Raw genomic sequence first — 20328 nt, forward strand, 5'->3', positions numbered from 1 at the left:
GTGCGCACAAACACATCGTGCACAAGGTACTGGTCGGTAACCGGCCTGGCGCGCCCAGGGGGTGGGCAACCGGGGGTAACCCTCAGCGGGACCGGTCCGCCGCCGACTCCGCCCGCTCGGCCAGCCGGACCAGCTCCGCACGCAGCCGCCCGGCCTCCGCCGCGTCGAGCCCGGTCGCCGTGAGCAGCGCACCGGGCACCCGGCCCGCCCGCTCCCGGAGTTCCTGCCCGCGCCCCGTCACGGCCACCAGCACCGACCGCTCGTCCCGCGCCGACCGCTCACGCCGTACCAGACCGGCCGCCTCCAGCCGCTTCAGCAGCGGCGAGACCGTGCCGTAGTCGAGGCGCAGCGCCGCGGCCAAGTCCTTGACGGTGGTCTCGCCGCGCTCCCAGAGGACCAGCAGCACCAGGTACTGGGGGTAGGTGAGGCTCAGCTCTTCGAGGAGCGGGCGGTACGCCGCCGTCACCGCGCGCTGCGCGGCGTACAGGGCGAAGCACAGCTGCTCGTCCAGCAGCAGCGATCCGTCGCTCTCCTCGTTCGTCACGCGCCCATTGTCACGGACGGGTGTCACGGACGGGCCGGTGCCACCGGGACGGAACGCGGATCGAAGCCGAACGGCAGCTCCAGACGGTGGGCCCGCATCAGCTCCTCGTCCGAGAGCAGCTCGCCGGTCGGCCCGTCGGCCGCGATCACCCCGTCGCTGAGGACCAGGGAGCGCGGGCACAGCTCCAGGGCGTACGGAAGATCATGGGTGACCATCAGCACGGTCACGTCCAGGGAGCGCAGGATGTCCGCCAGTTCGCGGCGGGAGGCCGGGTCGAGGTTGGAGGAGGGCTCGTCCAGCACGAGGATCTCCGGCTCCATCGCCAGCACGGTCGCGACGGCCACCCGGCGGCGCTGGCCGAAGGAGAGATGGTGCGGCGGGCGGTCCTTGAACTCAGCCATGCCGACCCGCTCCAGCGCCCGCTCGACACGCGCCTCCAGCTCGGGCCCCTTCAGCCCGGCCGCCGCGGGCCCGAACGCCACGTCCTCCCGGACCGTCGGCATGAACAGCTGGTCGTCCGGGTCCTGGAAGACGATGCCGACCCGGCGCCGGACCTCGGCCATGTTCCGCTTGTCCACGGGCAGCCCGGCCACCGTCACCGTGCCGGCGCCGCCGGTCAGGATGCCGTTGAGGTGCAGCACGAGGGTCGTCTTGCCGGCGCCGTTCGGACCGAGCAGCGCGACCCGCTCACCGCGCGCGACCGAGAAGTCGACGCCGAAGAGGGCCTGGTGCCCGTCGGGGTAGGCGAAGGCGAGGCCGGAGACCTCGAGAGAAGCAGTCACAGGGTCCATCCCAGCAGACAGACGAGCAGAGCGGCGCAGGGGAGGGCGAGGGCGTACGACCACTGCGCCCGGGACGCGGTCACCTCGTCGATGACGGGCATGGAGCCGGCATATCCGCGGCTGACCATGGCCAGGTGCACGCGCTCGCCGCGCTCGTAGGAGCGGATGAACAGCGCGCCCGCCGACTTGGCGAGCACGCCCCAGTGCTTGACGCCCCTGGCCTCGAAGCCCCGTGACTCCCGGGCGATGCGCATGCGCCGCATCTCCTCGGTGATGACATCGCCGTAGCGGATCATGAAGGACGCGATCTGCACGAGCAGCGGCGGGAGCTTGAGGCGCTGCAGGCCCAGCAGCAGTTCGCGCAGCTCGGTCGTGGCGGCCAGCAGCACCGAGGCCGCGACGCCGAGCGTGCCCTTGGCGAGCACGTTCCAGGCGCCCCACAGGCCGTTCACGCTCAGGGACAGGCCGAGGACCTCCACCCGCTCGCCCTCCGCCACGAACGGCATGAGCACCGCGAACGCGACGAACGGCACCTCGATCAGCAGCCGCCTGAGCAGGAACGCGGCGGGCACCCGCGCGACGCAGGCGACGGCCCCGAGCAGCACGGCGTACAGCCCGAACGCCCACATCGCCTCGCGTGGGGTCGACACCACGACCACCACGAAGGCGAACACGGCCGCGAGTTTGGTGTGCGGCGGCAGGCCGTGCACGGGCGAGTGCCCGTGCCGGTACAGCTTGTGCGCGTGCCCTGCTCCCATGATCAGATGCTCGACACGCTCGTCGTGTCCGACGGGGAGGTGTCGTTCGTGCGGCGGCGGCGCACGGCCCAGAACACCCCGGTGCCCGCGACCACCGTCACGCCCACGCCGATCACCCCCGCCAGCCCGCCGGACAGGCGGGCGTCGTCGACGTCCTCGACGCCGTAGTCGGCGAGCGGGGAGCCGGCCGTGGAGTGCTCCTCGGCCTTCTTGTCGATGCCGTGGTCGGCGGCGACCTTCTCCAGGCCGTCGGGGTTCGCCGAGGCGTAGAAGCTGACGAAACCGGCCAGCACGAGGGAGGCGACCAGGCCCGCCGCCCACACCTTGCGGTGCGAGGTCCGGGCGGCCACGGGGGCGGGCTCGGCATCGGGCGCGTCGACCAGTTCGCCGTTCACCCGCAGCTTGAGCTTCTGCGTCAGACCGCGTGCCCCGTACACCAGGTCAGGGCGTACGGCGATGACCGCGCCGACGGTGAGCGCGGTGATCACGGCCTCGCCGATGCCGATCAGGACGTGCACGCCGACCATGGCGGTGGCGACCTTGCCGATCGAGACGTCGGTGGTGCCGCCGATCGCGTACATCAGCGTGAAGGCCAGCGCGGCGGCCGGGACGGAGACCAGGGCGGCGACGAAGGAGGCCGCGGTGACCGACCGGCGGGTGCGGGGCAGCACCTTCACCAGGCCGCGGAAGAGCGCGTAGGCGACGACCGTCGTGACGATCGCCATGTTGGTGATGTTCACGCCGAGCGCGGTCAGACCGCCGTCCGCGAAGAGGATGCCCTGCATCAGCAGGACGACGGAGACGCACAGGACCCCGGTGTAGGGGCCGACGAGTATCGCCGCCAGCGCACCGCCGAGCAGATGGCCGCTGGTGCCCGCCGCCACGGGGAAGTTCAGCATCTGCACGGCGAAGATGAACGCCGCGACGAGTCCGGCCAGCGGCGCCGTGCGCTCGTCGAGTTCGCGGCGTGCGCCGCGCAGGCTCACGGCGACGGCGCCCGCGGCGATCACACCGGTGGCGGCGGAGGTGGGCGCGTTGATGAATCCGTCAGGTACATGCACCGTTCGATGATGTGGCTTGATGCGAATGGTTTGCAAGAGCGTGACGCTCGTTTTATCTCACCCGTGATATGTCCGGCTCCACGGGCGCAATCCGGAAAATATGCGACATTGGAGAAGGAGTGGACGCACGGTTTCCACTCGGATTGCGCACGGTGAAGGGGCCGTCCGATGTCCGTAGTCGAGCAGTACGCGCGAGCCCACATCGTCTCGGACGCTGCCGTCCCGCTCGTCGACGAGCTGGAGGCGGTTCCGGTCAGGCTGCGGTACGACCCCGACCACGACCCCCGGAAGGTGCGCATGGCGCTGCCCGGGGCCGGGGGCGGCGAATGGACCTTCGCCCGCGAGCTGCTGGAGGAGGGGCTGCGCGCCCCCGCCGGAAGCGGCGAGGTACGGGTGTGGCCCTGCGGCCGGGTGCAGGTCGTCGTGGAGTTCCACACCGCGCAGGGCGTGTCGGTGGTGCAGTTCGAGCGGCAGGCGTTGCTGCGGTTCCTGCGGCGGACCTACATGGCCGCCGCGGAACCCGTCACCCATTGAGCCCCGCGCTCAGCCGCCCAGCTTCAGCAGCGCCGCCACGATCGGACCCGCCGTCGAGCCGCCGTGCCCGCCCTGCTGGACCACGCCCGCGGCGGCCAGGTCACCCCGGTAGGCCGTGAACCAGCCGTTCGGCTTCTTCTGCCCGTCGACCTCGGCGGACCCGGTCTTCGCGCCGACGTCGCCGCCGACCCCGGCCATCGCCTCCGCGGCCGTGCCGTACGCGGCCGTGTACGACATCAGCTCCCGCAGCTGGGACAGGGTGCTCGCGGGCAGGGTGCGGGAGGCCTTCGCCAGCTTGCGGCCGTCCACGTCCGGGGAGACCAGGTAGGGCTGGTGGAAGGTGCCGGCCTTGACCGTTGCCGAGACCGACGCCATGTTCAGCGGGTTCATGCGGACCCCGCCCTGCCCGATCAGCGAGGCGCCCATCTGGGCCGCCGACTGCACCGGCACCGCGCCGTCGAAGGACGGCACACCGATGGCCCAGTTGTTCAGCCCCAGGCCGAAGACCTGCTGGGCCTCCTTGGTGAGGTCGTCGTCCTTCAGCTTCGGGGCCTGGCTGATGAAGGCCGTGTTGCAGGACCGGGCGAAGCTCGCCTTGAAGGTGCCGTTCTTGATCTCGAACTTGTCGTCGTTCTGGAACTTCCAGTGGCCGTACGTGAAGTACTTCGGGCACGGGTGCTTCTTGTCCGCCGAGGCCAGGCCCTTCTCCAGCAGCAGCGACGAGGTGATGACCTTCATCGTGGAGCCGGGGGCCAGGGAGCCCTGGAAGGCGGTGTTGAAGCCGCGGGAGGCGTTGGCCGCGGCCAGGATTTCGCCGGTCGACACCCGCAGCAGGACCACGGACGACTTGGCCTTCTTGCCGACCTGCTTCTCGGCGGCCGCCTGGAGGGCCGGGTCCAGCGTGGTCTTCACCGTGCCCGGCGTGCCCTCGCTCAGCTCCAGCAGGGTCTTGTCGGAGAGGTCCTTCGCCTTGGCGGCCTTGCCGCGCACGACCCGCAGCTCGATACCGGCCTTGCCGCCGGCCTCCTTGCCGTACTTCTCGCGCAGTCCGTCCAGGATCGGGCCGAGGGAGGCGTACTTCTTCGTGGTCAGCTCCCCGCCGTCCCGGTCGAGGGCCTTGACCGGGGGCGTGCCCGCCTCACCGGTCACCAGCGTGTCACCGTCCTTCAGGTCGGGGTGGACGACCGCGGAGTGCCAGTCGACCAGGGGCTTTCCATCGGTGGTGCGGCGCGTCACGGTCAGGGTGCTGTCGTACGTCAGCGGCTTGTCGGTTCCCTTGTAGGACACCGTGCCCTTGACGGAGAACGGCACTTTGTCGTCGGCGGGCTTGCCCGGGGTGAGGGTGACGTCCTCGATGTGGGCGTCCTTGGTGTAGCCGGTGAGCAGCGGCCGGGCCGCGGAGGGGTCGTCGGTGGTGGCGGCGGCCTGCGTGATCTTTCCGGACTGCCAGGCGGTGAGGAAGGCGCGGGCGGTGGTGGTGACCTCGGCCGGCGACAGCGGGCCGGTCTTGACCTCGGCCTTCTGGTCCGCTGCCCGCGACCCGTCGTCGGCGGCGGCACCGCCGCCGAACAGCGCGTAGGCACCGGCCCCGCCGCCCGCGACGACCACGGCGATCATCCCGCCGATCACGGCGGGTCTCGTCTTCCGTCGCTCGGCGACGCGCCTTCTGTTGCCCACTGCTGTTCTTTCCTCCGCGAATCCCCAGGGTCCCCGTCGCCCTCAGCTGTCCCAACTCTCAACGACGGCCACCACCCTAGAGTCCCGTTCCTCGAAGGTGAGATCAGCCACCTGTTCGTAGCACGGCTGCGACAATCGGCCCGGCCGCGTCGCCGCCGTGGCCGCCCTCCTCGGTCATGGCCGCCGCCGCGATGTCGTCGCGGAATCCGGTGAACCAGCTGTTGGACTTGGCGTTGCCGTCGACCTCGGCGGAACCCGTCTTGGCGCCGATGTCACCGCCGAGTCCGGCCATGGCCCGGGCCGCGGTGCCCTGTGTGGCGGTGAGCCGCATCATCTGCTTGAGCTGGCTCGCGGTGCTCGACCGCAGACCCTCGGCCTGTGCCAGTTCCCGGCCGTCCAGCTTCGGCGAGACCAGATAGGGCTGGCGGAACGCCCCGGTGATCGCGGTCGCGGTGACCGAGGCCATGTTCAGCGGGCTCATCTGGACCTGCCCCTGTCCGATGGCGCCCGCCGCCCGGTCCGGCCCGTCGACCGCGGGCACGCTGCCGTCGAAGGAGACGATGCCGGTCTTCCAGTTGTCCTGTCCCAGCCCGAAGCGGTTCTCGGCCTCCTGGGTCAGCGAGGCGTCCGTGAGCGGCTTCTCGTCGATGAGCTTGATGAAGGCGGTGTTGCAGGACCGCAGGAAGCTGTTGGCCAGCGTGGCGTTCTCATCGGGCTTCATACCGGTCAGATTCTTGAACGTCTGGCTCTGCCACACGGCGGTGTCGGGGCAGGGCGCCGGGCCGTTCATCGAGGTCACGCCGTTGTCGATGAGCATCGCGGCGGTGATGATCTTCATGGTGGAGCCGGGTGCCGACTGGCCCTCGAAGGCCGCGTTGAAGCCGTCCGTGCGGTTGTTGGCCACGGCCAGCACCTCGCCGGTGCTGGGCTTGACGGCGACCACCGACGACTGGGTGAACCGCTTGACCGCCTTCTCGGCGGCCGCCTGCGCGCTCGGGCTGATCGTGGTGGTGAGCTTGCCCGGCTTGCCCTTGGCGAGGGCGAGCAGCGGGGTGTCGGGAGCGCCGTCGCCGTTGTGCCGGACGACCAGCTCGATGCCGGGGGTGCCGCCGGCCTGCTCGCCGTACTTGTCGCGCAGGGCGTCCAGGACCGGGCCGAGGGAGGGGTACTTCTCCTTGGTCAGCTCCGTGCCGTCGCGGCCGACGGCCTCGATGGGCGGGGTGGCCGACTTCTCGGTGACGAGGGTGTCGTCCTTCTTCAGCTCGGGGTGGACGACGGACGGCTGCCAGTCGACGAGCGCCCGCCCCGTGGTGAGCCCGCGCACGACGTTGAGCTCGCTCCGGTAGCTCAGCGGCTTGGACTTCCCGTCGTAGGCCACCTTCGCCTTCACCGTGTACGGCACGGTGGTGCCCCGGGCCGCGTCCGGCGTGATCTTCACGTCGGTGATGTGCGCGTCGTCGGCGAAGGCGCTGAGCAGCTGCTCGGCGGCCGCGTCGTTGTTGGTGTACGACGCCGCCTTCGCCGACGCTCCCGTCTGCCAGGCCTTGAAGAACGCGGCCGTGGTCTCCTTGACCTCGTCCTTGCCGGGAGGCCCCGTCCGCTTCTCCGCCGCGACCCCGCCCGCGCCGCCCCCGTCACCGCTCAGGGCGCTCACGATGTTGTAGGCGCCGTACCCGGCCCCACCCACCATCACCGCGAACACCCCGCCTATGACGGCGGCTCTGACCCCCTTGCTCATCGGGTGGTCCCCTCCCCGTTGAGCCTTCCGCGCCCCCTTGAACGCGTTCAGAAAGCTCGAATCCCGGGAGCACTCTATGCGTAAGCGGTTACTAACGGGACAGGCGTTTCGATTTTTGACCGAACGTAGATCAGACCCACGTATCCAGCCACATCCGCGACCGCCAGTCGTCGATCGGGATGGCCTGGCCCGTGTACAGCGGCCAGAAATAGATGAAGTTCCAGGTGATCAGGAGGACCAGGACGCCCGCTGCCGTGGCGCCCGCGACGCGGCGGGTGTCGGAGGAGCGGGGCGGGCCGATGATCGCGCCGAGCAGCATCGCCACCGCCAGGCACAGGAACGGCAGGAACACGATGGCGTAGAAGAAGAAGATCGTGCGCTCCTGGTACATGAACCAGGGCAGGTAGCCGGCCGCGATGCCGCAGGCGATGGCGCCCGCGCGCCAGTCGCGGCGGAAGAACCAGCGCCACAGGACGTACAGGACGGCGAAGCAGGCGACCCACCACAGCAGCGGCGTGCCGAGCGCGAGCACCTCGCGGGCGCACTTCTCGCCCGCGTCGGCGGGGCAGCCGTCCTTGCCGGGGGCCGGGGACTCGTAGAAGTACGACACCGGCCGGCCGAGGACGAGCCAGCTCCACGGGTTGGACTGGTACGTGTGCGGCGACGACAGGCCGACGTGGAACTCGTAGACCTGGTGCTCGTAGTGCCACAGGCTGCGCAGCCAGTCGGGCAGGAAGGTCCAGCTCCCGCCCTTGCCGCTGGTCGCGGCCCAGTTGCGGAAGTAGCCGCCGGAGCCGTTCGTGGCGGAGAGGATCCAGCCGGTCCAGGACAGCAGGTAGGTGACCAGGGCGACCGGGACCGTGGCGAGGAACGCGAGGCCCGTGTCGCGCTTGAGGACCGTCGAGTACGGGTGACGGGCACCGGCGACCCGCCGCGAGCCGACATCCCACAACACCGCCATCAGGCAGAACGCCGCCAGGATGTAGAGGCCGTTCCACTTCGTGCCGATGGCCAGGCCCAGCATCAGACCCGCGGCCCAGCGCCAGGGGCGCCATCCCAGGCGGGCCGTCTCGGCCGTGTGCCGGTCGGGCCGCGCCCGGCCGTCCTCGTCCAGTGGCAGCGCGGCGGCGAGCCTCGCGCGGGCCTTGTCCCGGTCGACGAGCAGACAGCCGAACGCCGCCAGCACGAAGAACATCAGCACGCCGTCGAGCAGTGCCGTGCGGCTCATCACGAAGTGCAGGCCGTCCACCGCCATCAGCGCGCCCGCGAGACACCCCAGGAAGGTGGAGCGGAACAGGCGGCGGCCGATCCGGCACAGCAGCAGCACGGACAGCGTGCCGAGCAGCGCGGTCATGAACCGCCAGCCGAAGGGGTCGAAGCCGAACATCAGCTCGCCGAGCCCGATGACGTACTTGCCGACCGGCGGGTGCACGACGTACGCCGCGTCCGCCGGGAGCGTGACGTGGCCGCCCGACGACAGGACCAGGTCGTTGGCGTTCTTGTCCCAGTTGAGCTCGAACCCGCGGTGGACCAGCGCCCACGCGTCCTTGGCGTAGTACGTCTCGTCGAATATCACCGCCCTGGGGCTGCCCAGATTCCAGAACCGCAGCACCCCCGCCAGCAGCGTGACGAGCAGCGGGCCGATCCAGCCCGACCAGCGCACCAGCCGGCCCGCGAGCGTGTGCGGGACGCCGAGCGCGGCCCACAGACGCGGGGAGGGCTCGGTGTACGGCGGCACCAGGCGGTCACGGACGTCGCGGGCGTCGCTGCCGGGCTGCCCCTGGTAGCCGAAGCGGCGCAGCCGCTGCTGCCAGGACGGCCGCTGGTCGAGCGGCGCCTGGCCCTGACGGGTGTCCGTGGAGGACGCGGTACTGGTCACCGCGCCATCGTAGGGAACCGTTCTGTGTGAGTCCCGTGCATGGCCGTATGCGTCCGCATCCTCCGCCCCTGGGAGGAGTGCCCGCCCGCCGCCCCTGGGAGGATGGGACCGTGATCGGAACCCTCGTACTCGCAGGCACCCCCATCGGCGACATCGCGGACGCCCCGCCCCGGCTCGCCGAGGAACTGGCCGGAGCCGACGTCGTCGCCGCCGAGGACACGCGGCGGCTGCGCCGGCTGACCCAGGCGCTCGGCGTCACCCCCAAGGGCCGGGTGGTGTCGTACTTCGAGGGCAACGAGTCCGCCCGGACGCCGGAACTGGTCGAAGAGCTGGTGGGCGGGGCGCGGGTGCTGCTCGTCACGGACGCGGGGATGCCCTCGGTGTCCGACCCGGGCTACCGGCTGGTCGCGGCAGCGGTCGAGAGGGACGTGCGGGTCACCGCCGTGCCCGGGCCGTCCGCGGTGCTCACCGCGCTCGCGCTGTCCGGGCTGCCCGTCGACCGGTTCTGCTTCGAGGGGTTCCTGCCGCGCAAGGCGGGGGAGCGGCTGGGGCGGCTGCGGGAGGTCGCCGACGAGCGGCGGACGCTCGTCTACTTCGAGGCTCCCCACCGGCTCGACGACACGCTGTCGGCGATGGCCGAGGTGTTCGGGGCCGAGCGGCGGGCCGCGGTGTGCCGGGAGCTGACCAAGACGTACGAGGAGGTCCGGCGGGGCGGGCTGGGGGAGCTGGCCGCGTGGGCCGCGGAGGGCGTGCGCGGGGAGATCACCGTCGTCGTGGAGGGGGCGCCGGAGAAGGGGCCCGAGGAGGTCGGGCCCGAGGAGCTGGTGCGGCGGGTCCGGGTGCGGGAGGAAGCGGGGGAGCGGCGCAAGGAGGCGATCGCCGCGGTGGCGGTCGAGGCGGGGGTGCCCAAGAGGCTCGTTTTCGATGCCGTGGTCGCTGCGAAGAACGCGGCGGGGTGACCGGGCTCGGGGTGGGGTTCCGTGTGCTTTGCGGGGCGCGGGTTGTGTGGGGCTGATCGCGCAGTTCCCCGCGCCCCTGACGGGGCGTTCCTCAATGGGGCGCTGAACACCCTCTGAGCAGGGCGCATGTCGTTTGAGCGCGCGCCCCATGGGTGGGCAAAGCGCAAAGGGCGCAGGGGCAAGGGACGCCCAAATCGGGGCCAATAGACGACAGGTCTGCTGCCATCGGTCCGGCCGAGGAGTCCACTGGGTCGCGGGGACGGAATCGTCCTCACGCCACAGCGGACCAACAGGAGCTGGCATGAGTGAGATCGCAGGGCAGACCGGGCTCCGCGCCGGTGCGACCGCAGTCGTCAACGAGTCCTACTCCTTCGCCTGCATGCGGTGCGGGCACGGCTGGGAGCAGTCGTACGAGATAGAGCACCACACGGACGCCGCGGGCCACGAGTTCGTCCTCTACGTGACCGACGGCAAGGTGGTGCCCTCCCCGTTGAGCAAGCCCGAGTGCCACAACTGCGACAGTCACATCGTGCGGATCATGCGGCCCGGGCGGGTCGCGTCGGCGCGTGACGCGGCTCACCGGCCCCACCGCGTGGCGCCCCCCGCCGGGCCCGTGGAGGGGCCCACCGCGGACGCCGAGGCCGGGGCGACGGCCGGCCAGGAGCAGCGCGAAAACCACCACTGGCACCTGTCCGACCTGCTGCACCCCTTCCAGCGCAAGGCGAGCTGACCCGTCCGGCTGCCTTGTTCCGACGCCCTCCCCGGTCCTCCCCCACCGGGGAGGGCGTACCCCTTTCGTAGGATCGGTGCATGCCTTCGAACGATGCCGGCCGCCCGGACAAGAACGCGGCCCCGCCCCTCCCGGAGCCCCTCCGGGTGCCGGTCGCCGACTCCCACACCCACCTGGACATGCAGTCCGGCACGGTCGAGGAGGCGCTGGCGAAGGCGGCGTCGGTCGGAGTGACGACGGTCGTGCAGGTCGGCTGCGACCTCAAGGGCTCCCGCTGGGCGGCCGAGACGGCGGCGGCCCACGACGCCGTCCATGCGACGGTCGCCCTGCACCCGAACGAGGCGCCCCGGATCGTGCACGGCGACCCCGACGGGTGGTCGCGGCAGGGCGCCCGCGAACCCGGCGGTCAGGCCGCCCTGGACGACGCCCTCGCCGAGATCGACCGGCTGGCCGCGCTGGAGCAGGTCAAGGGCGTCGGCGAGACCGGCCTCGACTACTTCCGCACCGGGCCCGACGGCAAGGAGGCGCAGGAGCGCTCCTTCCGCGCCCACATCGAGATCGCCAAGCGGCACGGCAAGGCCCTGGTCATCCACGACCGCGAGGCCCACGCCGACGTCCTGCGCGTGCTGAAGGAGGAGGGCGCTCCTGAGCGGACCGTCTTCCACTGCTACTCCGGCGACGCCGAGATGGCCGGGATCTGCGCGAGCGCGGGCTACTTCATGTCGTTCGCCGGCAACGTCACCTTCAAGAACGCCCAGAACCTGCGGGACGCGGTGGCGGTTGCCCCGCTGGAGCTCCTCCTCGTGGAGACCGACGCGCCCTTCCTCACCCCGGCGCCCTACCGCGGGCGGCCCAACGCTCCCTACCTCGTGCCGATCACCGTGCGGGCCATGGCCGAGGTGCGCGGCATCGACGAGGACACGCTGGCCACGGCCCTCGGCGCGAACACGGCACGCGCGTTCGGCTACTGACCCGGCCGCTCACCTCACCGTACGACTGTGCGTAGTCGCGTCGCTTTGGAGAGTGACGATCGCTCCGCTAGGTTCTGGGGGCCCTATCCGGACCCCTCTGGACCCCCTCCGGCCCCTGGAGCGTGTCGGCGTGAGCAACGCGCGGTACGAGACGTACAAGGCGTACGAGACGTATGGCCCCGCCTACGCCGACCCGGTGTGCGGCGGGTTCGACGTGTCGCCGGCCGATCTGCACAGCGCCGAGACCCTCGTCCACGGGACGCCGGCGCCACCCGGCGCGTACGCGGACACCTACCGGCCCGCCTACGAGCCGACCCTGCCCGTGCTGCCCCGGCAGGGCGCTCCGGACGACGAGCCCGCGCCCGGGCCCGTAGGCCACCCCGAGCCGGGCCTGGGAGCACGCGCCGGGTCGCGTGCCGCGGCGCGCACCGGCGGCTCGCACCGCAGGTCCGCGCGCCGGCGCAAGACGCGCTACGCCGAGCGCCCGGACAGCCCCATGCGGCGGCTGCTCCCGCAGGCCCTCGTCGTCGCCTTCCTGGCGGGCGGCACCACGGCGTTCGTCGCCAAGGACAAGGCGATCGAGCTGAACGTCGACGGCAAGGCCCGCACGCTGCACACGTTCGCCGACGACGTCACCGAGCTGCTGGCGGACGAGGGTGTCGGGGTCGGCGCCCACGACGTGGTGGCGCCCGGGCCCGGCACGAGGATCAGCAGCGGCGACGAGGTCGCCGTGCACTTCGCCCGTCCCGTGCGGCTCACCCTCGACGGACACCGGCGCGAGGTGTGGACGACCGCCCACACGGTGGAGGGGGCGCTGCGGGAGCTCGGTGTGCGGCACGAAGGCGCGTACGTGTCCGCGCCGCGCTCCCGGCGCATCGGACGCGGGGGACTCGCCCTGGACGTGCGGACCGAGCGCACGGTCACGATCATGGCGGACGGCCGCGCCCGCACGGTGCGCACCAACGCGGCGACCGTCCGGGAGGTCGTCGAGGAGGCCGGGATCACCCTGCACGGCCAGGACACCACCTCGGTCCCGCAGGGCGGCTTCCCACGCGACGGGCAGACCGTGACGGTGCTGCGGATCACCGGCGGCAGAGAGGTCCGCGAGGAGCCCATCCCCTTCCAGGTGCGGCGGACGGAGGACCCGGCCCTGTTCCGGGGCACGGAGGTCGTGGAGCGGGCGGGCGAGCCGGGGCTGCGCCGGGTCACCTTCGTCCTGCGCACGGTCAACGGAGTCCCGCAGAAACCGCGCCGGATCAGGTCCGAGGTGGTGCGCGAGCCGCGCCCGCAGCTGGTCAAGGTCGGCACCAAGCAGCGCCCGGCGTCCGTGCAGGGCGCGGACCACCTCGACTGGCAGGGCCTCGCGGCCTGCGAGTCCGGCGGCCGGCCCGACGCGGTCGACTCCTCGGGCACCTACGGCGGCCTCTACCAGTTCGACACCCGGACCTGGCAGGCCCTCGGCGGCAACGGCCGCCCCCAGGACGCCCCGGCGGCGGAACAGACGTACCGGGCGAAGAAGCTCTATGTGCGGCGAGGAACGAGCCCCTGGCCGCACTGCGGGGGACGGCTGCACGGCTGAAGGGTGTTGCAGAAGGCTCCGGTCGTCGGCCCTGGTGCCGCGGCAGAGGACGTTCGGCCCGTCGCGACGCCCGGCATGCCGGGAGCACGCACCGGACGCCGCTCCTTCACGGGCGCACGTTGCCTGCCGCGGCACCAGGCGTCCACACAACCCCCCGTACCCTTGTCCCGTGACCAGCAGCCCCACCCCCGACGCCCTCCTGGGCCCCGCCGACATCCGCGAGCTCGCGGCCGCCCTCGGCGTACGCCCGACCAAGCAACGCGGACAGAACTTCGTGATCGACGCGAACACCGTCCGCCGGATCGTCCGCACCGCACAGGTCCGCCCCGACGACGTGGTCGTCGAGGTCGGCCCGGGGCTCGGGTCGCTCACCCTCGCGCTGCTGGAGGCCGCCGACCGGGTCACGGCGGTGGAGATCGACGACGTGCTCGCCGGGGCGCTGCCCGCGACCATCACGGCCCGCATGCCCGAACGCGCCGACCGGTTCGCGCTGGTCCACTCGGACGCCATGCACGTCACCGAGCTGCCCGGGCCCGCCCCGACCGCGCTGGTGGCCAACCTCCCCTACAACGTGGCCGTCCCCGTTCTGCTGCACATGCTCGACACCTTCCCGACCATCGAACGCACCCTCGTCATGGTCCAGGCGGAGGTCGCCGACCGGCTCGCCGCCCCGCCCGGCTCGAAGGTCTACGGCGTCCCCTCGGTCAAGGCCAACTGGTACGCCGAGGTCAAGCGCGCCGGTGCCATCGGGCGGAACGTGTTCTGGCCGGCGCCCAACGTCGACAGCGGCCTGGTCTCCCTGGTCCGCCGCACCGAGCCGCTGAAGACGACGGCCGCCAAGCGCGAGGTGTTCGCCGTCGTCGACGCGGCGTTCGCCCAGCGCCGCAAGACGCTGCGGGCCGCGCTCTCCGGCTGGGCCGGATCGGCCGCCGCCGCCGAGGAGGCCCTGGTCGCCGCCGGGGTATCGCCGCAGGCCCGGGGCGAGTCGCTGACCGTGGAAGAGTTCGCGCGTATCGCCGAGCACAAGGCGAACCGGCAGCAGGAGAAGGAGCCCGCGTGAGCGTCACGGTCCGCGTCCCGGCCAAGGTCAACGTCCAGCTGGGGGTCGGCGCCGCCCGCCCCGACGGCTACCACGACCTCGCCAACGTCTTCCTCGCGGTCGGCCTCTACGACGAGATCACCGTCACCCCGGCCGACGAGCTCCGCGTCACCTGCGAGGGCCCGGACGCCGACCAGGTCCCCCTGGACCGCACGAACCTGGCGGCGCGGGCCGCCGAGGCGCTCGCCGGGCGGTACGGCCGCAGCCCCGGCGTCCACATCCACATCGCCAAGGACATCCCCGTCGCCGGCGGCATGGCGGGCGGCAGCGCGGACGGCGCCGGCGCCCTGGTGGCCTGCGACACCCTGTGGCAGACCGGCGCCTCCCGCGAGGAACTGCTCGACATCTGCGCCGAGCTGGGCAGCGACGTGCCGTTCAGCCTGGTCGGCGGGGCGGCCCTCGGCATCGGGCGGGGCGAGCAGCTGACGCCCCTGGAGGTCGGCGGCACCTTCCACTGGGTGTTCGCGATGGCCGGGCGAGGCCTGTCCACCCCCGCGGTGTTCCGCGAGTTCGACCGGCTCGGCGAGGGCACGGACATCCCCGAGCCCGTCGCCTCCCAGGAACTCATCGCCGCGCTCGCCAAGGGCGACCCGGACGCGCTCGCCGCCGCCGTCTCCAACGACCTCCAGCCCGCGGCCCTCTCCCTCTTCCCGGAACTCGCCGGCACCCTGGCCGCGGGCCGGGCCGCCGGTGCCCTCACCGCGCTCGTCTCGGGCTCCGGACCGACCACCGCCTTCCTGGTCCGTGGCCCGGAGTCGGCGGCCGCGGTGGCGCAGGCCCTGCTGGCGTCGGGAACGTGCCGAACGGTGCGTACGGCCTCTGGCCCCGCCCCCGGGGCGACGATCGCCGGGCGTTGATCATGTGCCCCGGCCGCGGCCGGGCGCCTAGGCTCCCCCAGTTGTTTCACGACGGGGGGGACAGGCGTGCGGGAACTGGTCGAGGCGGTACGGCGCGGAGCGGTGGACGAGGTCACGGCACTGCTGGAGGCAGGGGCCGACCCCGACACCCTCCACGACGGCCTCCCGGTCCTGTGCCTCGCCGTGGCGGCGTACGACCGGCCCGTCGCCGAGGCGCTGCTCCAGGCCGGAGCCGACCCCCTGCGCCCGCTGCCGGACGGGAGCACCCCGCTGCTGCGGGCGGTGGACGGCGGGTCGCACCTCATGACCTCCGCGCTCGCCACCAGCCGGATCCCGCTCCCGGCACCGGCGCGCGCCGAACTGCTGGACCGGGCCAGGCGCTGGTCGGAGGCGGGCGCCGAGGCCGTACTGCGCCGCCTCACCGGCCTCACCGGGCCCGTCGAGCGGATCCGGGTCGAGGACGACGAGGTCGGCTGGTGGTCCGAGCAGCTCACGCTCGGCGGGACGACCGTGCGTGACGAGCACCGGGCGGTGCTCACCTCCATGGAAGAGCGCTACGGGACCCGCACGCCCTTCGACGAGCTGGTCGCCCGGGCCCTCGCCCACCCCGACCGGGACCACGTCGTGTGGTGCGACGTCGTGTTCACGCTCGGCCGGCGGACCGACGAGGAGACCTGGCTGTGGAGCCGGGACCTGCTCAACCACCCCGACCGGACGCACCGCCTGCTCGCGGCCGACCTCCTGCTGTCCCTGATCCTCGGAGACATCGTCAAGGGAAGCCAGCCGTTCTGGGAACGGGGGCGCGAGCTCGTGCCGTGGGCGGAACAGGAGGAGGACGCGCAGGTGCTGGCGGTTCTCCTGCATGCGATGACCCACGACAGCGCCCCGGAGGTCGAGGCCGTCGGGCTGTCGTACCTCACCCACCCGGACCCGAGCGTGCGCGCACTGGTGCCGCAGACCGTGCACCGCCCCGAGAGCCTCACCACCGTGCTCACCCTGGCCCGTGACGAGGACCCCGGCGTACGCGAGGCGGTGTGCCACTGGCTCGCCCACCACCGGGGGAGCGAGCCCGAGGTGGGGGACGCGCTGGTCACGCTCACCCATGACGAACGGCAGGTGATCCGCATCGGCGCGGTGTCCGGCCTGGCCGTGCGCGACGACCCGCGCTGCGTGGAGGCCGAGCACCGGATCGGCCCCGTCGACCCGGAGCAGCCGTTCGACGAGCGGCTGATGGACGTGTGGCGCTACCAGCGCCGCCGGGAAGCCGCGGACGGCGGCTGACCGCCCGGCCGGAGCACCCCCGCGCGCGACTACCCTGGAGGGTCGATCCATCCCCCTTGGCAGGAGAGTAATGGCCGTCAACCTGGTCAATGTCGAGAACGTCAGCAAGGTGTACGGCACCCGTGCCCTGCTCGACGGCGTCTCCCTCGGCGTCTCCGAAGGGGACCGCGTCGGTGTCGTGGGCCGCAACGGCGACGGCAAGACCACGCTCATCCGCATGCTCGCCAAGCAGGAGAGCGCCGACACCGGGCGGGTCACGCACTCCGGCGGGCTCCGCCTCGGCGTGCTCACCCAGCACGACTCCCTCGACCCCGAGGCCACCGTCCGCCACGAGGTCATCGGCGACATGGCCGACCACGAGTGGGCGGGCGACGCCAAGGTCAGGGACGTGCTCACCGGCCTGTTCGGCGGGCTCGACCTGCCCGGGTTCCCCAAGGGACTGGACACCGTCATCGGCCCGCTCTCCGGCGGTGAGCGGCGCCGGATCGCACTGGCCAAGCTGCTCATCGAGGAGCAGGACCTGCTCGTCCTGGACGAGCCCACCAACCACCTCGACGTCGAGGGCATCGCCTGGCTGGCCCGCCATCTGCAGAAGCGCCGGTCGGCCCTCGTCTGCGTCACCCACGACCGCTGGTTCCTCGACCAGGTGTGCACGCGCATGTGGGACGTCCAGCGCGGCGCGGTCTACGAGTACGAGGGCGGCTACTCCGACTACGTCTTCGCCCGGGCCGAGCGCGAGCGCATCGCCGCCACCGAGGAGGCCAAGCGGCAGAACCTCGTCCGCAAGGAGCTGGCCTGGCTGCGCCGCGGGGCGCCCGCCCGTACGTCCAAGCCGCGCTTCCGCGTCGAGGCCGCCAACGAGCTCATCGCCGACGTACCGCCGCCCCGGGACAGCAGCGAGCTGATGAAGTTCGCCTCCACCCGGCTGGGCAAGACGGTGTTCGACCTGGAGGACATCACCGTCCAGGCGGGCCCCAAGGTCCTCCTCAAGCACGTCACCTGGCAGCTCGGACCCGGCGACCGGATCGGCCTCGTCGGTGTCAACGGCGCCGGCAAGACATCGCTGCTGAGGGCCATGGCCCAGGCGGCCCGGACCGACGGCGAGACCCAGCCCGTGGGCGGGCGCGTGCGCGTCGGCAAGACGGTGAAGCTGGCCTACCTCTCCCAGGAGGTCGCCGAACTCGACCCCGCCACACGCGTGCTGGAGGCCGTGCAGCAGGTGCGCGAGCGAGTCGACCTCGGCAAGGGACGCGAGATGACCGCCGGGCAGCTGTGCGAGACGTTCGGCTTCGGCAAGGAGAAGCAGTGGACGCCCGTCGGCGACCTGTCCGGTGGTGAGCGCCGCCGGCTCCAGCTGCTGCGCCTGCTCATGGACGAGCCCAACGTCCTCTTCCTCGACGAGCCCACCAACGACCTCGACATCGAGACGCTGACGCAGCTGGAGGACGTCCTCGACGGCTGGCCCGGCTCGATGATCGTCATCTCCCACGACCGGTTCTTCATCGAGCGCACCACCGACCGCGTCTTCGCGCTGCTCGGCGACGGCGCCCTGCGCATGCTGCCGCGCGGCATCGACGAGTACCTGGAGCGGCGGCAGCGCATGGAGGAGGCCGCGGCCGCCTCGGCCCCCGCCGCCGCGCAGCAGCAGTCCGCCGCCCCGGAGAAGAGCGCGGCCGACCAGCGCGCAGCCAAGAAGGAACTCCAGAAGATCGAGCGGCAGCTCGACAAGGTCTCCGAGAAGGAGACCAAGCTCCACGCGCAAATCGCCGAGAACGCCACGGACTTCGCGAAGGTTGCCGAACTGGACGCCGAGCTGCGGGAGTTGGCCGGTCAGCGCGAGGAGCTGGAGATGCGCTGGCTGGAACTGGCCGAGGACGCGTGAAGGGTGCGTGAAGGCGCATAACGGCGGCATCACGGGCCGGTCCTCCCTTGGGAACAGGGGGTGATCGGCCCGCTGTGCTGTCGGAACGGAGTGATAGAAAGAGCCGTCTTAGAACTTTATGAAGCATCTCTGAGCCCCTTGGGCATCTCAGGGTGTGGCTAAAAATCAGTGATCGAACGGGGGAGCCGCTGATGACTCAGCCGCCCAGTCAGCCGCCGCACGGTGGCTTCGGAGCACCGCAGAACCAGCCGCCGCAGGGCGGTGGCCACGGGGCACCACAGACCCCGCCACCGCCCCAGGGCCCGCCCCAGACGCCACCCCCGCAGGGCCCGCCGCAGCCGGGGTACGGCTACCCGCAGCAGCCTCCGCAGCAGCCCGGTCCGTACGGGCAGCCGGGACAGCCGGGGCCGTACAACCCCGGCCCCTACGGCCAGCCGCAGCAGCCCGGCCCGTACGGCCAGCCGCAGCAGCCCGGCCCCTACGGTCAGCCGCAGCAGCCGGGCCCGTACGGCCAGCCCGGCTACGGCTACCCGCAGCAGCCGCAGTACCCCGGTGCGCCCGGCACTCCGCCCGGGGGCGGCTCGACCAGCCCCTTCAAGGGCAAGCCCGCCCTGATCATCGGCGCCGCCGTCGCCGCGCTGCTCGTGGTCGGCGGAACCGTGTGGGCCGTCACCGGCGGGGACGACGGAAAGGGCAAGAAGAAGCCCGTCGCCCAGAAGTCCGACGACGCCAAGGCCGGTTCCTCCGCGCCGGTCAACCCCGGTGACGGCAGCGGCGACGGCGGCGAGGACCCGGAGGACCTCAACGCGGGCCGCCAGGCCGGCGAGGCCAAGGTCCTCTGGTACAAGGAGGCGCCCGACGCGCCCGGTTCCGGCGCCGACGCCGACGGCATGTGGATCACCGGCAAGACCGCCGTGAAGGCCGCCTACAAGCAGCTGTCCGCTTACAACGTCGGGGACGGCAAGCCGTCCTGGGACGCGATCACCTTCCCGCAGAAGATCTGCGCGACGACTCCGCAGAAGACGTCCGACGACAAGATCGTCGTCGCGTACATGAGCGGCGCGAGCGACCGCGCCAAGTGCAACCAGCTGCAGGAGATCGACCTGGTCACCGGCGAGAAGGGCTGGAAGGAACAGGTCGCCGACGGCGCCCTGTTCGACTCCACGCTCTCCGTCGAACTGTCCATCACCGGCAAGACGCTGATGGTGGGCCGCTCCCAGTCCGGCACGGCCTACGACGTCACCAACGGCGACAAGCTCTACGACAAGAAGAAGTACGGCAACGCCTGCTTCCCCGCCGCGTTCGCCGGTGGCGAGAAGCTGATCGCCGTCTCCTCCTGCGGCGCCGGCACCGACAAGGAGCACGACGAGGTCCAGGAGCTCGACCCCAAGACCGGCAAGGCCAAGTGGACCCAGCCGTTCGACAAGGGCTGGCGGGTCGCGCGCACCTACTCGGTCAGCCCGCTGGTCGTCTACAGCACCAACGAGGACAAGAAGGCCTGGAACATCTCCACCTTCACCTCCGGCGGCAAGTTCCGCTCCCAGGTCGGCTTCGACGAGGACTTCGCCCCCGAGTGCGGCTGGGCCATCCTCGAGCGCGACCTCACGGGCTGCGAGGGCGTCGCCGTCGACGACACCACGCTGTACCTGCCGACCGAGGCCACCTCCGGCGCCAACGAGATCGTCGCGGTCAACCTCGCCAACGGCAAGGAGAAGTGGCGCGTGAAGTCGCCCTCCGACGAGTCGATGCTGCCGGTGAAGACCGAGGGCGGCAAGCTCATCGCCTATGTGGAGCCGTCGTACGACGCGGGCGGGCAGATCGTGTCCATCCCGACCGGCGGCAGCAGCCACAAGCCGTCCAAGCTGCTGCAGAACCCCGAGGGTGCCGCGGACATCGAGAACAGCTTCTTCTCCAAGGAGATCGACTGGGTCGACGGGCGCTTCTACATCTCGACGACCCGGCTGAGCGGGAACGACGACACGAAGGAGAAGTTGATG

17 protein-coding genes are annotated in these 20328 nt (G+C 71.9%); 10 read left to right on the top strand and 7 right to left on the bottom strand.

The features are described 5' to 3' along the window. Positions 1-82: 82 nt before the first annotated feature. From ABT116_RS13460 to ABT116_RS13475, 4 genes are read right to left on the bottom strand one after another with little or no spacing between them, the layout of a single operon-like run. Positions 83-544, bottom strand: a complete 462-nt coding sequence (locus ABT116_RS13460; protein ID WP_351631989.1) for a MarR family winged helix-turn-helix transcriptional regulator — start codon at positions 542-544, stop codon at positions 83-85. A gap of 23 nt (positions 545-567) precedes the next feature. Continuing rightward, on the bottom strand, positions 568-1335 hold the full coding sequence (locus tag ABT116_RS13465; protein ID WP_351631991.1) for an energy-coupling factor ABC transporter ATP-binding protein: 768 nt from the start codon (positions 1333-1335) through the stop codon (positions 568-570). Continuing rightward, on the bottom strand, positions 1323-2084 hold the full coding sequence (cbiQ, locus tag ABT116_RS13470) for a cobalt ECF transporter T component CbiQ (RefSeq protein ID WP_351631993.1): 762 nt from the start codon (positions 2082-2084) through the stop codon (positions 1323-1325). The genes ABT116_RS13465 and cbiQ overlap by 13 nt, the downstream gene beginning before the upstream one ends. A gap of 2 nt (positions 2085-2086) precedes the next feature. After that, positions 2087-3145 carry an energy-coupling factor ABC transporter permease gene (locus ABT116_RS13475; protein ID WP_351631995.1) on the bottom strand — a complete coding sequence of 353 codons (1059 nt, stop codon included), beginning with the start codon at positions 3143-3145 and terminating at the stop codon, positions 2087-2089. A 168-nt stretch (positions 3146-3313) separates the two neighbouring features. Here ABT116_RS13475 and ABT116_RS13480 point away from each other — a divergent pair, with 168 nt between their 5' ends. Beyond that, positions 3314-3679: an SsgA family sporulation/cell division regulator gene (locus ABT116_RS13480; RefSeq protein ID WP_351631997.1), complete on the top strand. Its 366-nt coding sequence runs from the start codon at positions 3314-3316 to the stop codon at positions 3677-3679. Between the two features lie 9 nt (positions 3680-3688). Here ABT116_RS13480 and ABT116_RS13485 read toward each other — a convergent pair whose 3' ends face one another. From ABT116_RS13485 to ABT116_RS13495, 3 genes are all read right to left on the bottom strand, one after another. Further along, positions 3689-5356, bottom strand: coding sequence for a penicillin-binding transpeptidase domain-containing protein (locus tag ABT116_RS13485; RefSeq protein WP_351632000.1), 1668 nt, complete (start codon positions 5354-5356; stop codon positions 3689-3691). A 103-nt stretch (positions 5357-5459) separates the two neighbouring features. After that, positions 5460-7094 (bottom strand): penicillin-binding transpeptidase domain-containing protein, encoded by a 1635-nt coding sequence (locus tag ABT116_RS13490; protein WP_351632002.1) that lies wholly within the window; start codon positions 7092-7094, stop codon positions 5460-5462. Positions 7095-7224: 130 nt separating this feature from the next. Then, a complete protein-coding gene (locus tag ABT116_RS13495; protein ID WP_351632005.1) occupies positions 7225-8973 on the bottom strand; it encodes a dolichyl-phosphate-mannose--protein mannosyltransferase in 1749 nt (582 codons plus the stop codon). 110 nt (positions 8974-9083) lie between these two features. Here ABT116_RS13495 and rsmI point away from each other — a divergent pair, with 110 nt between their 5' ends. The 9 genes from rsmI to ABT116_RS13540 form a co-directional block, all read left to right on the top strand. Then, entirely contained in the window at positions 9084-9932 is an 849-nt protein-coding gene (gene rsmI, locus ABT116_RS13500; protein WP_351632007.1) for a 16S rRNA (cytidine(1402)-2'-O)-methyltransferase, read from the top strand. 301 nt (positions 9933-10233) lie between these two features. Continuing rightward, the gene (locus ABT116_RS13505; protein WP_351632010.1) at positions 10234-10662 is read left to right on the top strand and encodes a hypothetical protein; all 429 of its coding nucleotides are present in this window, start codon (positions 10234-10236) and stop codon (positions 10660-10662) included. A gap of 80 nt (positions 10663-10742) precedes the next feature. After that, positions 10743-11633: a TatD family hydrolase gene (locus ABT116_RS13510; protein ID WP_351632012.1), complete on the top strand. Its 891-nt coding sequence runs from the start codon at positions 10743-10745 to the stop codon at positions 11631-11633. 130 nt (positions 11634-11763) lie between these two features. Then, a complete protein-coding gene (locus tag ABT116_RS13515) occupies positions 11764-13212 on the top strand; it encodes a resuscitation-promoting factor (RefSeq protein WP_351632014.1) in 1449 nt (482 codons plus the stop codon). 169 nt (positions 13213-13381) lie between these two features. After that, positions 13382-14272 carry a 16S rRNA (adenine(1518)-N(6)/adenine(1519)-N(6))-dimethyltransferase RsmA gene (gene rsmA / locus ABT116_RS13520; protein WP_351632017.1) on the top strand — a complete coding sequence of 297 codons (891 nt, stop codon included), beginning with the start codon at positions 13382-13384 and terminating at the stop codon, positions 14270-14272. Further along, positions 14269-15168 (top strand): 4-(cytidine 5'-diphospho)-2-C-methyl-D-erythritol kinase, encoded by a 900-nt coding sequence (locus ABT116_RS13525; protein WP_351632019.1) that lies wholly within the window; start codon positions 14269-14271, stop codon positions 15166-15168. Before rsmA ends, ABT116_RS13525 begins: the two co-directional genes overlap by 4 nt. Before the next feature lie 66 nt (positions 15169-15234). Next, positions 15235-16449: an ankyrin repeat domain-containing protein gene (locus ABT116_RS13530; RefSeq protein ID WP_351632022.1), complete on the top strand. Its 1215-nt coding sequence runs from the start codon at positions 15235-15237 to the stop codon at positions 16447-16449. A 70-nt stretch (positions 16450-16519) separates the two neighbouring features. Continuing rightward, positions 16520-18331, top strand: coding sequence for an ABC-F family ATP-binding cassette domain-containing protein (locus tag ABT116_RS13535; RefSeq protein ID WP_351632025.1), 1812 nt, complete (start codon positions 16520-16522; stop codon positions 18329-18331). Positions 18332-18522: 191 nt separating this feature from the next. Then, positions 18523-20328: outer membrane protein assembly factor BamB family protein (locus ABT116_RS13540; protein WP_351632028.1), on the top strand; the 1806-nt coding region annotated here is incomplete at its 3' end.

Source organism: Streptomyces sp. NPDC002130 (assembly GCF_040296465.1).
Classification (GTDB): Bacteria; Actinomycetota; Actinomycetes; order Streptomycetales; family Streptomycetaceae; genus Streptomyces.